The 13166-nt window shown below is 41.5% G+C and carries 12 protein-coding genes and 1 riboswitch; all 12 genes read right to left on the reverse strand.

The window, feature by feature from the left end:
• Position 1: 1 nt before the first annotated feature.
• Positions 2-931 carry a bile acid:sodium symporter family protein gene (locus BK581_RS09060; RefSeq protein WP_078579905.1) on the reverse strand — a complete coding sequence of 310 codons (930 nt, stop codon included), beginning with the start codon at positions 929-931 and terminating at the stop codon, positions 2-4.
• A 175-nt stretch (positions 932-1106) separates the two neighbouring features.
• Positions 1107-2357: a pyridoxal-phosphate-dependent aminotransferase family protein gene (locus BK581_RS09065; RefSeq protein WP_078577865.1), complete on the reverse strand. Its 1251-nt coding sequence runs from the start codon at positions 2355-2357 to the stop codon at positions 1107-1109.
• Positions 2358-2370: 13 nt separating this feature from the next.
• Complete coding sequence (locus BK581_RS09070) at positions 2371-3612, reverse strand: Zn-dependent hydrolase (protein ID WP_078577866.1); 1242 nt, start codon at positions 3610-3612, stop codon at positions 2371-2373.
• Positions 3613-3963: 351 nt separating this feature from the next.
• Positions 3964-4326 carry a hydroxyisourate hydrolase gene (uraH, locus tag BK581_RS09075; RefSeq protein WP_078577867.1) on the reverse strand — a complete coding sequence of 121 codons (363 nt, stop codon included), beginning with the start codon at positions 4324-4326 and terminating at the stop codon, positions 3964-3966.
• Between the two features lies 1 nt (position 4327).
• Positions 4328-5284 (reverse strand): factor-independent urate hydroxylase, encoded by a 957-nt coding sequence (gene pucL, locus BK581_RS09080; RefSeq protein ID WP_078577868.1) that lies wholly within the window; start codon positions 5282-5284, stop codon positions 4328-4330.
• 28 nt (positions 5285-5312) lie between these two features.
• Positions 5313-5822, reverse strand: coding sequence for a 2-oxo-4-hydroxy-4-carboxy-5-ureidoimidazoline decarboxylase (gene uraD, locus BK581_RS09085; protein ID WP_078577869.1), 510 nt, complete (start codon positions 5820-5822; stop codon positions 5313-5315).
• A 164-nt stretch (positions 5823-5986) separates the two neighbouring features.
• A complete protein-coding gene (locus BK581_RS09090) occupies positions 5987-7321 on the reverse strand; it encodes a 5'-deoxyadenosine deaminase (RefSeq protein WP_078577870.1) in 1335 nt (444 codons plus the stop codon).
• Positions 7322-7570: 249 nt separating this feature from the next.
• Positions 7571-7670, reverse strand: a riboswitch (purine riboswitch).
• A 67-nt stretch (positions 7671-7737) separates the two neighbouring features.
• Positions 7738-8376, reverse strand: a complete 639-nt coding sequence (locus tag BK581_RS09095; protein ID WP_078577871.1) for a nucleotidyltransferase family protein — start codon at positions 8374-8376, stop codon at positions 7738-7740.
• A complete protein-coding gene (locus BK581_RS09100; RefSeq protein WP_169837639.1) occupies positions 8377-9420 on the reverse strand; it encodes an XdhC family protein in 1044 nt (347 codons plus the stop codon).
• Between the two features lie 28 nt (positions 9421-9448).
• Complete coding sequence (locus tag BK581_RS09105) at positions 9449-9955, reverse strand: (2Fe-2S)-binding protein (protein ID WP_078577873.1); 507 nt, start codon at positions 9953-9955, stop codon at positions 9449-9451.
• A complete protein-coding gene (pucD, locus tag BK581_RS09110; RefSeq protein WP_078577874.1) occupies positions 9952-12267 on the reverse strand; it encodes a xanthine dehydrogenase subunit D in 2316 nt (771 codons plus the stop codon). The genes BK581_RS09105 and pucD overlap by 4 nt, the downstream gene beginning before the upstream one ends.
• Positions 12254-13120 (reverse strand): FAD binding domain-containing protein, encoded by an 867-nt coding sequence (locus BK581_RS09115; protein WP_078577875.1) that lies wholly within the window; start codon positions 13118-13120, stop codon positions 12254-12256. Before BK581_RS09115 ends, pucD begins: the two co-directional genes overlap by 14 nt.
• Positions 13121-13166 lie beyond the last annotated feature (46 nt).

A 13166-nucleotide genomic window follows, 5' to 3' on the forward strand; every position in this document is an offset into this window, starting at 1 on the left:
GCTATTGGTTCCGGTCCTTACGCCAAAATGACACGAGTAAAGGACCGGATATATTATGCCAAACGGAAAATAAGGCACTTGGTAGCGCTGCTAATGGGCTAAAGTGGGCTGTAGCTAGAGCTGCCCCTAAGCCGGAGTTTTGCATACCTACTTCTATGGAAATAGCCCGTCGCTTCGTTTCATCCAACTTCGCCCACTTGGCTATCACATAGCCAAAGATTAAACCGAAACCATTATGTAATATGACAGCCGTTAAAACCATAAAACCTGAGGTTAAAATATTATGTGCATTAGCTGCTACAACAGCCGTCACAATAAGCATAATCGCTATAACAGAAACAAGTGGCAAAACCTTTTGCCCATTTTCAACTGCTCTAGGCACTAACTTTCGCACGATAATCCCCAAACTGATAGGAATCATAATGACTTGTACAATCGACATCAACATATCTCCAAAACCGACTGGGAGCCATTGACCTGCTAACACAAGGACGATAAGAGGTGTCAATAATGGCGATAACATCGTTGAGACAGAAGTCATTGCTACTGATGTTGGTACATCTCCCCTTGATAAATATACCATAACATTAGACGCGGTCCCTCCAGGACAAGCTCCTACTAGGACGAGGCCCGCTGCCAGCTCAGGTGGCAAATTCAACACATATGCAAGGGTAAAGGCCGTTAGCGGCATCACGAGAAACTGAGCTAATAACCCAATGATGACGGGCGCAGGCTTTTGCGCGATCACTTTAAAATCAGCTAATGTCATCGTCGTTCCCATGCCGAACATAATGACACCTAACAAAATTGGAATATACCTTCCGATCCATACGAATGTATCAGGGGTGAAAAAGGCGATAATAGCCACTAGTATAACGATAAAAGCAAAGTACTTACTCACGGTGAGACTTATTTGTTCTAATAACTTCAACATAGATGCAAGCTCCTTCGTTAAATTATCTGACATTTTTATGTATTTAGTCATTTTATCGTTAACGTTGGTGCTTTGCAATAGTAACGTAGAATACCACCGCACATACGAAAAATAATCGTTTAATGGTCACGAAAGAGGAGGGTTGATCCGTCACTTTTCTAGTCAGTACATGTCACGTTCGACCGACAGGCTTTGTCATCTCCATTTCTTTGTAGACATCCATCGCAGCTTGAACAGCTTCACCTTTTGAAATATGAGCCTCTTGCCGGATTAATACCGCTTCTAACGCCGCTAATGTCATTAATACATTTCTTTTTTGACAACTGTAGCCCATTGTGCCAATACGCCAAATTTTACCGTGCAATACGCCAAAGGAACTGGCAATTTCGATACCAAACTCTTCTAATAACATGGCGCGGACATGCTCACCATTTACATTCGACGGTATGACGACACAGGTCACCATCGGTAGTTTACAAGACATATCACCAAACAATTCAAGTTTCATCGCTTGTAAACCTGCTACTAAAGCCATCTCGTTAAGTTTATGCCGCTTAAAACGTGCATTAAGTCCTTCAGTTAAAATCATCCGCAATCCTTCATATAAACCATATAACATAGATGTCGCTTCAGTATGGTGGTTTAACCTCGCTGGGCTCCAGTAATCTTGTAACTGGCTTAAGTCTAAATAATTACTTCTGATTCGACGATTGGAAACCACAGCATTGGCTGTTGAGAGGCCTTTTTCAATCGATTTTCGTTGGCGTAAGACAGCTTCAATGCGATCGTTATAGGTTAAGGGAGCCATACCAGGTGGAACAGACAGACACTTTTGTGTCCCAGTAATTAAGCCATCAATCATCCATTCATCTGTTTTCACCTCTGTACCAGCCACTGTAGCAACAGCATCAACGATAAGCAAAACACCTCGTTCACGACATGCTTCACCAATTTTTTTTAATGGTTGCATGCGTCCGGTTGACGTATCCCCATGCACGATGGCAATCACTTTCGGTTCCAACTCATCAATTTTAGCAACGATATGGTCTGGATCAAATACTGTGCCCCATTCACATTCCATAATATGGACGTCACCCCCGCACCGTTCAGCAATTTCAGTGAGTAAATATCCAAATCTACCGAAACAAGGTACTAATACAGTATCCCCTTCTTCAATCACACTACAAAGCATGGCCTCAATTCCCGCTCTTGAAGTGGCATCAACGGGAAAGGCCCAATGGTTATCTGTTTGCAACACGTGTCTAAGCAAGGCCATCGTCTCATTCATAATGGAAGTGAAATTAGGGTCAAATTGCCCTAATATTGTAGATGACATGGCACGCAATACACTTGGCTCTGCTTCCACTGGCCCTGGTGTCATGATCGTCCGTGGTGGAACCATTAATTCATGCGTCTGTTTCATCTTCTTTCCCTCCTTATTGTGCTAGCTTAACTAATGTATGAAATAAGAGTTCTGTCCCAATAGCACAATCTGATTGACTGCTCCATTCCTTGGGATTGTGACTAATGCCGCCCTTTGAACGCACAAAAATCATCCCTATGTCTGTCACTTTAGACATAATTAACGAATCATGTCCTGCACCACACGGAAGCTTTTTAACAGGATAACGTAATGCGTGACACGTTTCCTCTAAAAGAGTAACGATCTTTGGGGAACAGACAGCAGGATCAACCTTTTTTTTCACATCTATTCGTGACGTTAAACGGCGTTTTTTGCAAACAACTTCTATTTTTTTATAAATGTCATTAACCATCTGTTGACGAATCCCTTTATCGCTATGGCGTACATCAATAGAGAAGAGCGTTCTCCCAGGAATAACATTCACGGCCCCTGGTTCAAGCTTGATAATACCTACGGTCCCTACACCATGATAGGTCAATGCAATATTCTCAATAGCAAGGACGATTTCTGCTACTCCTACAGCCACATCCTTTCTCATCATCATGGGTGTGGCACCAGCATGATCTGTTGCCCCTTCTAACGTTACATCTAGCCATACTGGCCCTTGAATCTCGGTTACAATCCCTATTGGCAAATCTAATTCTTCTAGTACTTTCCCTTGCTCAATATGCATTTCAATATAAGCTTTAATATCCCCAGGCTGACGGATCACGTCTTTATAATTTTCTGGATTAAACTCCGCATCAATAAAGGCTTGACGATAACTCAGACCATCTTTATCTTTTAAGTCAAAGATCGTTTCTTTTAACATTCCTGCCATAGCCTTACTCCCTATATAACCAGTTCCAAATCGACACCCTTCTTCATCTGTAAAGGAGACAATTTCAATGGCATGAGTAAGAGGGATATTGGCTTCTTTTATTGTCCTAACGGCTTCAATTGCCCCTAATACACCTAATGCGCCATCAAATCGTCCACCATGGAAGACTGTATCCGTGTGGGATCCTACCATCACAACAGGAGCTTGAGGTTCAGACCCTTGTAATGTGCCTATGACATTTCCTACTGCGTCCATGTGAGCATCCAATCCAATCTCTTTCATGAGCTGATAAATGTAGTGCTTAGCCTCTAGCTCTTCCCGACTTAATGAGAGACGAGTTACCCCTTCTCCTTCATCACAACTTGCCCCGATTTTCCCTAATTCCATTAAAGTCCGCCATAATCGATCGCTATTTATATTAGAAGTGATCACCATCCACCTTACCTCCTTCATATATCACTACTCTGTTGTTATATAAAAAAATTGTATGTAAAAAGCGGCATAATAGCATTAGACATGTCAACTGAAAAATGGATGCCTATTGGTTATAGTCACTAAATTCAGAAAGAACTGTGTCAGTAAGACATGTGAACGGTTGTTGTTTAAGAGGCAACTATTTTAATGAAAGAAGTGAGATTATAAGACATGACCTATGAGGGATGACACTTAACTTTCAATCAGTGGGTGTTTTCGTTCTTCTCTCACTGATTAGTAGTTGCGTTAATCAAGACTTTAGCTGTAATAAAAAGCATCAGTGGCTGTATGAAGCGAGCCACTGATGCTTTCTTAACTACCACGGTAGGTACTATAACCGCCAGGGGCAATGAGCAGTGGCACATGATAATCGTCATGATTATTCGATATTCCAAAGCTCACTGGTATGACATTTAAAAAAGGGGGATCGTCTGTCACGACCTCCATTGTTGCAAAATAAGCTCCTACATGGAAAAGTAGCTCATAACGTCCAGCCGTGAGTGCCTCCCCTTCGAGAAGTGGTTGTTCAAGCCTTCCATCATTCATTGTCACTGCTTCTTGAAGCTTTTCATAGTCTCCTAGATTGTCATTGTACTTCCAAAGTTCAATAGTGAGACCGGCTGCTGGCCTACCAATACTCGTATCAAGAACATGGGTAGTAAGTTTCCCAGACATATTATTCTTCACCTACTATATCTTCGTGATACATTGTGAACCCTTGAAACCCATAAGGGGGACGAGGGTCAGTAAAGACTTTCCCATTAGTGGGTGATGGGATTTCTTCTCGAACCGTTTCCCATGTACGGTTGTTTGACTCAAACGACACTTCAGCTAGTTGTGGAAATCGCTGAAGGATTCGCTTTCCAATATCAAAAATTAACTTTTGAATAGACGGTGAATCAACACTGTGAAAGACTGTTTGAGCGATATGTTTCACATGTTCAGCTGCCACATAGTTTTGCGGATCTTCCCCTTCTCCGTCAACCGAGTTTTTATAGCGCCAATAAATATTTAAATAAATAAACAATGGCCGATCATATGTTTCTGGCAGTGTTGTAAATTCATCCTTTATATAGCCTGCAAAGGAACTACCTTTCACTTTAATCAGATGGAGACCGAAGACACCGCTTTGGTGATCCTTCACGCCATATCCCTTTTCTTTTCGTTCTATTTCTATGGATGCCAAAGGCTTTTCAAGTGTCCCTTCGCGGAACACGATCTCACTAGCTGTTATTTCTCCATTTACTAGAACTGTAGCTTCTGTAAATGGGAATTGCTTGCCTTTTATATCTACAGCGCTTATATGTGGATACGTATCAAGAAACTTCCTACCTACAAATGTAAGAAATCCTTCCATCGTATTGCCTTGATACTCCCCTGCATAGTGAAGAATAAAATTCTTCATTGAATCTGTAGCCACGACGAATGAATTATCTCCTTCAGTAAAAGAAGTGAGAAACGCATCTCCTTTTAGGGCCACTTGAACGTCCATCCCTAAAATAATATTACTGCGTCCGCTAAACGAAGACTCTGGGATTTTGGTCACATCTGTTAACGGTTTAGCATAAGTACGATATACGAACACATCCCCTTTACCATAATACATCATGCGTGTCGTCGTTTTTGATTCCATCCTGTCACTCCCTCAACTCAGTTTCAACTTACACATCATTCTCTTTATGGATAAGCTCATTTAGTCTAAAACCAGCAATTTTGCTCACTTCCTCCAAAGCTGTTTCCATCTCCTTTTCATAAGAATGATGGCGTCGTTTTTTCATTTTGTGAAGGATTTGCTCTTTCTTTTTCCCTTTTACAGCTACAATGAATGGAAAGCCAAATTGTTTAACATACGCATCGTTAAGGTCAGCAAACTGATTATATTCTTTCTCTGTGAGCCTATTTAAGCCGGCCTCCCGCTGTTCTTTTCCAGACGTTTCAGAGATTGTAAGCTTTGTCCCAAGGTCTGGATGAGCACGCAACAAGGATAACTTTAACGCAGTATTCGCTTGATACATTTCCTTTGTCATCCTGTTATGAAGCTGAGTAACACATGTAAATGGACGATGTGGCCACGTTTTCTCTGCTACCCATGGAGAATGTTCAAAGACAGGCCCTATGGTCGTTATAAATTCAGACGCCTGCATTGAATTGACTTCCGTTATCGTATACATCCTACGTTCAACACCCACCTTTCAAAAAATTGTCGCATGCACACCTTAAGTCAGTACCACCTTTTCTTCTGTATGTGTCTACATTAGGCCAGTGACGTGTACGCGTCATTAGTTACATTAACTAAACTTTTCCGCCATCATTGTAAATCATGCCTAAACAGCCGTTAAGAAATATGAGGTAGTCGTTGAATAAGTCGCTTAATTGAATGGTTTGCCTCTTTTAGGGTCACGTCTTTATCTATCGTTTTCATACAACGTTCTTCCATCACCACATCACCATGAATAATGGTCGTCTCCACATCAGCACGCGTTGTGGAGTAGACGATACGTGAAATGGTATCAACATCATATGACGGGTACATATGAAAATCATGTAAGTTCAAAATAATGAGATCCGCTTTCTTTCCTATTTCTAGGCTCCCAATCTCATGATCCAAGCCCATTGCTTTCGCCCCGTCAATCGTAGCCATTTTAAAGACTGTTTTAGCATCCATAGCAGTAGGCCCATGGGCAGGCTTTTGAATAAGAGCTGCTAATCTCATTTCATTAAACATATCTAAGTTATTGTTACATGGAGCGCCGTCTGCTCCTAAACTGACACATATATGGGCATCAAGTAAACTTGGGATATTTGCTACTCCCGATGCTAATTTTAAATTAGATCCTGGACAATGGCTGACATTTACCTTTCTTTGTTGAATAATTCGCTTTTCAGTCTCATTTAGCCACACACAATGAGCCAAAATAAGGCGTTCATTTGCAAGACCAAGATAATCAAGATATTCGATATTACGCATGCCAGTTTCCGCTTCAACAATTTCTATCTCACCTTTGTTTTCGGAAGCATGAGTATGCACATAGGTGTCATGTTTACGCGAAAGGTTCGCCACTTCTTTTAATAAAGTTTCTGTACATGAAACGACGAATCGAGGTGAGAAAGCATAATGAATACGTCCGTTCTTTTTGTGCCATTTCTCCATTAAGTCCACACTTTGCTGTATGGCTTCTGCCGTATTTTCTTGAAGGCGCTTTGGTACTTCGTCACCTTTATCCATCATCACTTTTCCTGACAAAGCTCTTATACCAGATTTTTCAATCGCTTGAAAGGCATAATCGGTGTGATGAACGGTTTCCATGTCCACAATTGACGTTGTACCACTTTGTATAAGCTCCCCAGTACCTAGCAGCGCAGAATAATAGATCGATTCCTCATCATGAGCAGCTTCCAGTGGCCATATACGCTTTTTTAACCAATCCATCAGTTCTAAGTCGTCACCTTTCCCTCTGAATATCGTTTGACAAAGATGTATATGTGTCTGGATAAACCCCGGTGTCACAACGCGATCCGTAGCATCAATCACCTTATCAGCTTCAGGATAGTCTAAACTTTTGCCAATATCCTTAATGGTGTCGTGTTCAATATAAATATCACCAATAAATTGGTCATCTTGCTGATTCATTGTAATAAGTTCTGCATTTTTTATTAACAATGTACTCATTCATTACCTCCAGCTCATTTGACTTTTGTAATCTGGTAGGAGATGTGAATCCTGAAACACTGACATTTCAAGAGAAGACCCATCCCCCTTTTGTGTAAAGCTAAACTTCAACCAGTGGACGTTTTCCTTCATCTCCCACTTAAACTTTTCGATCTTCTTAAAGATCGGGGTTTTACTGCCCCTTAAAAGTGGGATAAAACACTGCCATAGGTAATCACTTTAATATAAATAAAAAAACTACGAAAAAAGGCATGTTTCACCTTTATTCGTAGTTAGGAATTTACGGTTCCTAATAGAGACCCTCAAACCTTATTTTTGAGGTTATACGAATTCTCCCATCATATGGTGCCATTATCGTTAACACGTTCAAATGTAATTTTGTTATGCTACTAGTTTAGCAAATACATCGATTTTGTTTATGTTGATGTCAGATCATATGCCCCTTTTTTTGCTTGTTTATAGTCTGCAGGCGTATCGATATCAATAACTACGAATGGATCGGTCACTTGTATACAATACTGCTCGATATGCTGCATCATTCTTAGACCTCCTTTATCTCCTTTACATGCTGCATGGTATGGCATATCAGGTGAGTGTATATGCCCCCAATAGACTGGATGACCTGGCATTCCTCGATAGTATGGTCGCATTGTAAAAGGGGACGTGAGCTCCATTCCTTTGATTTCTCCTTCATCAATCACCGTTTTTATTGTCTCTGACTTAATAAATGGTTGATCCGCTAGAAATATCATGACTGAATCCACATCTTCAGGGATGACACTAAAACCTTTCATCAACGATGATGTCTGTCCTTCTTCATATCGTGTGTGACGCAACCACTCTAACCTCGGTGTCTCAATTGTAATGGCCGTTCTAATCGCAGCTTCTTCATGACCTAAAATGACGATAACTTTTTCAAAAGGTTCTTTCAATCGTTGTTGGACCACATGTTCCAACATTGGGACACCTTGTAGTGTGAGCAATTGCTTCGCTGTTCCCATCCTTGAAGACAAACCAGCTGCCAAAATAACCGCATATATTCTAGACGCTGTCATTTAAATAGCCGCCAATGTGGCGTTAGATTGTTTTGACGTTCCATTTCTTACTTTAATCAACTCAGCAATGATACTAACACTAATCTCTTCTGCTCCTTCAGCATGAATGTCTACGCCAACAGGTGAATGGAGCCATTCTGGGATTTCTTTCGATCCTAATAAACGACGGGTTCGTCTTCTAGGACCAAGGATCCCTGCATACCTTAACAAATTTTTACAGTCCAAGACATGTTGGAGAAATATCTGGTCCCATTCAAAACGATGAGTCATGATAAGAACATAGCTATTTTTTTTAAAAGAGTGGGTAGTGATAAATTCCTCTGCATGCATGCACAAATAGTCACTAGCTTGTGGAAAGTTAATTGAGTTACACCTTTCCTCTCTCGGATCAATCAGTGTCACATTAAAATGAAATTCCACCGCTTTTTTGACAACCGGCTCAACGTCCCGCCCACCACCGAAAATATATAAGTTATCTTTCGGCTCGAACCGTTCTACAAAATAGTCATCATCCAGAGGCAAAAAAACGGTTCCTTTTTCACTACTTATGAGGTCGTTACAAGCTAATTGAACTTCTTTAGGTAATGCCATATCTCTTTCAGATAACTGCTCCCCTTCTTCAGTAAAAAAACTTGTTTTCACTCTATTGTCCAACAAACATTTAACAGAGATAACGTTCCTCCCTTCTTCTAAATACTGTAATGCTTTTGCTTTTGATGTATCCCACTGGATAATCTCCAAATAAATGTACACAGTGCCGTTACAACCTGCTCCTTGTCCCCATCCTGTGTCATCTTCACTTTGCAAATTGTACGTTATCCACTGATTTTGATTGGAAATAAGCGCTTCTTTAGCACGATAGGCTAAATCGTCTTCTAAACACCCGCCACTAATTAAGCCATACTGCTCTCCATTCGGGGAAAACAACATTTTAGCACCTTCGTGACGATAGGCTGATCCTTCAATATGCGTAATCGTGGCTAATACAAAAGATTGTCTTGGTGTCTGTTTCATTATATGAAGGAACTTGTGATCATCTTTCATTTCAAAACCTCCTTCTAAAATGAAGACATTAGTCGATGTCATCTGAACTGAGTTTTCTTAGCACACGGAGGATTCCCCCATACCCTGTACAGCGACATAAGTTCCCTGCAAGAGCTTCTTTCATCTCATTATAGGTCGGATTTTCTTTGTTATTTAACATACCTTTTAATGCCATCACCATCCCCGGTGTACAATAGCCACACTGTAATGCGCCTTCTTCTAGAAAAGCTTGTTGAACACGGTTCGGTTTCTCATGTTGCAGGCTTTCAATTGTCTCAACTGATTTACCTTCACATTGGTAAATCATAAGTAAACATGAATTATGAGGCACACCGTCTACAAGAACGATACACGCACCACACCGCCCTATTTCGCAGGAGATTTTCGTACCTGTCATAGCTAAATCAGTGCGTAATACGTCTACAAGCCGACGCGATGGTGCCACGTAAAGGGTGGTCTCGTTTCCATTCAAATGAAAGGTCACATTAAGAGCTTCAGGCTTGTCTGTTACTGTAAATTGGGGTTGTTTCGTCATCCTGTTTCCTTCCCTTCTCTTGCCGACGAGTCTTTGAAACAGTGAGAAAAGAAGCCTTCCCCTCCATCAAGAACCTCTTCTGGACTAATTGGGAGTTTCGTTATCCATTTACCTGTTGCCTGTTTAACAGCCGAAACGATAGCCGGTGCTAGAGCAACTGATCCTACTTCTCCTACCCCTCTTGGACCAAATGTATCTCCTTCTGGTAGTTCCTCGATTGCGTCCACATTTTGAATGTCTGGGACATCGAAAATAGTTGGTACTAGATACGTATCAAGATTTCTTGTCATATACTGACTGTTACACATAATGGCATCTTCTGTCATGGTGAAACCGAGAGCCATTATGCTACCACCTTCTATTTGACCGAGGTAACCTAAAGGATTTACAACTTCTCCCGCGGCTACAGCATGATCAGCTCTAGTTACTCTAACCCTCCCTGTGAGCATGTTAACTTCTACTTCCACAATGACAGCCGTAGAGCTATAAAGAAAATGCCCGCCAAGAACGGGATCAGGGGTCACAGGATAATGAAACTCTGTCGTACACACAATCGGGTCTGCACAGGCTCCTGCCAGTTTTTTATAGCTCATAAGAAAGCGGTGGCTTTTGTCCCTTTCCCGCTTCCACACCCCTTTTTTCCCAGTCATCAACTGAGATCGGTCCTCTCCCGTTAGTTCATGAACTTTTGAAAACAGTTCAGTTAAAAACGGCTTTTTCATATTTTGCAACGCTCGCCATACCATATTTGTTGTTCTAGATGCTGTGGATGAACCGCTTTCTGGCACATTGTCCGTGTCACCAATCATTATGTGAAGATCATCTGTATCACAATTGAAGTGATCGAGTAACATTAATTCTAACGTGCTTAACAAGCCTTGCCCGAACTCTTCATGTCCAAAAGCAACTTCAATTTTCCCTTCATCATTCAATCTAATTTTTCCACCAGCAGGATCTGGAATACCATAGCCAAGACCTGAACCATGCATAGCTAAAGCCATACCTTTTCCTCTACGCATCCATGGCAGATTATCGCTGAGTGTTTCTTTTTCTGATTGATATAAAGGGGACTCTTTAATAGATTTCCAAACGTGTAATGGTCCGTCATTTGCCGCTATTTGTTGTCCTAATGGTCCAGGATCATGAAGCTCTCTTAAGTTTCGCCGTCTTAATTCCCACGGATCAAGTGCTATTTTCTCTGCCAGTCGATCGAGCTGCCCTTCCAATGCAAATGTAACCTGATTCCCGCCAAATCCTCGAAATTCTCCTGACACACCATTATTTGTATACACGGCTTTGCCAGAAATCTCAACGTTCGGAATAACATAGCCACCAACAGAATGCTCTACAGCAAAATTTAAAACCGGTCCACCAAGTGTGGCATAAGCGCCTGTATCTGACATAATTGAGACTCGGTGAGCTAATAGTTTTCCTTCATGATCTATCCCCGTTTTCATCGTTATTTTCATAGGGTGACGCTTCAAGCCTGCTATAACGGATTCCATTCTAGAATAATGCATTTTAATAGGTTTCCCACATCGGAGAGCAAGCAATGCCCCATATGGTTGAACATTTAACTCGTCTTTTCCACCAAAGGATCCACCAATTGGGCTTGAAACGACTCTTATATGATCAACAGGCATATTTAGAATACGTGCTAATTGCATCCGATCTTTATATCCGTGCTGTGTGGGAGCATAAACCGTTAACCGCCCGTTTTTTTCTGGAATAAACAAGCCCCCTTCAGTCTCCATATACACGTGCATTTGACGGGGAGTTTCATAGGTTTCTTCCACAGTGTGAGCACATCTATTAAAAGCACCTTCTACATTGCCTCTTTTATAATCTCTTTCGTGTAAAATGTTGCCTTCTTTATGCAATGATGGCGCATCTGGCTCTAATGCTTTTTCCGGTGAATCTAAAATGGGGAGTTCATTATAATCCACGTGAATAAGAGCCAATGCTTCTTCGGCAATTTCAAGGGTTTCTGCTGCCACTACAGCAATAGCATCACCTTCATACCTAATCAGGCGATCACAGAAAACAGGTTGATTCGGCTCAGCGATTCCAAAGCCATTAAGACCTGGGACATCTTTGTGCGTGAGAATCGCTTTGACACCCGGAAGCTTTTCCGCTTCACCTGTTTTAACATCGACTAACTTAGCATGAGCCACCCCGCTTCTAAGTACTTTGCCGTAGAGCATGTTCTCTCGCGTCATATCAGTCAAATAATGAAGCTCACCGCTTACTTTAGCTTTTCCATCAGGCCTTATCTTCCATGGATATTGCTCCGTGGGCTTATTTAACCTCATTATAAACACCTCCTAAGCGATACAACTCGCTTACAATCAAATTGGCAACTACCTGACGTTTATAATAAGCTGATGCAAATGGATCTCCACTAGGCTTAAAATCGTCTTGAATGACTGTTAACACATCTAATAAAATTGAGTTAGAACAACGTTTTTCCGTCAGGAATTTTTCTGTCTCTATTAATCTCATAGCAGATGTGTTGCCACCACCAGCTGCCAAAGAAACGGTGGTTATCTCACATGTTTCTTCACTATAGTTCCCCCTCCCAGCAACCGTCACCAACGACGGGATAAACGTCTCACGCCGTCCCATTTTCATAAAAAATGAAAAGTCGTCCTCTCTCTTCAATGGCACTCTCACACAAACAAGAATGCCCCACGCATCAACTGATGTTTCCATCCACTTCTGAACAGACACATTGACCATTTCGTCTCCCCTGCACCATGTTAATGTGGCTTCCAGCACGAGTAATACCGGTAAGGTGTCACCAACACGCGAGATAACGTTACCACCTAAAGTGGCTTGATTCCTTACAGAAGGTGACGCAATATTCTGACACGCTTTCGCTAGTAAAGGCGCCCTCTCTTCTATTAACGTATTACCAATGATATCAGCCAGTACTGTCATCGCCCCAATAACGAGTTCATCCTTTTCTATATGAATACAGGTAGTCACCTCTGGCACGCTATCAAGACTTATTAAATGTGGTGCAATAGGGAGTGCTCCTCCCTCCCATTGCGTTCGCAACCATGTGCCTCCTGATACAATTTGAGTTGGTTCCATAAGTTGTTGAGAAAGAGCCCACGCATCGTTTAAGTTATTCGGTCTCCAAACCTTTCCTTCTGTTACCATGCTCGTTCTCCTCTCTGACTTATTTTTGTCAGTCTAATGGAAAGCA

This window comes from Salipaludibacillus agaradhaerens (assembly GCF_002019735.1).
In the GTDB taxonomy this organism is placed as follows: domain Bacteria; phylum Bacillota; class Bacilli; order Bacillales; family Salisediminibacteriaceae; genus Salipaludibacillus; species Salipaludibacillus agaradhaerens.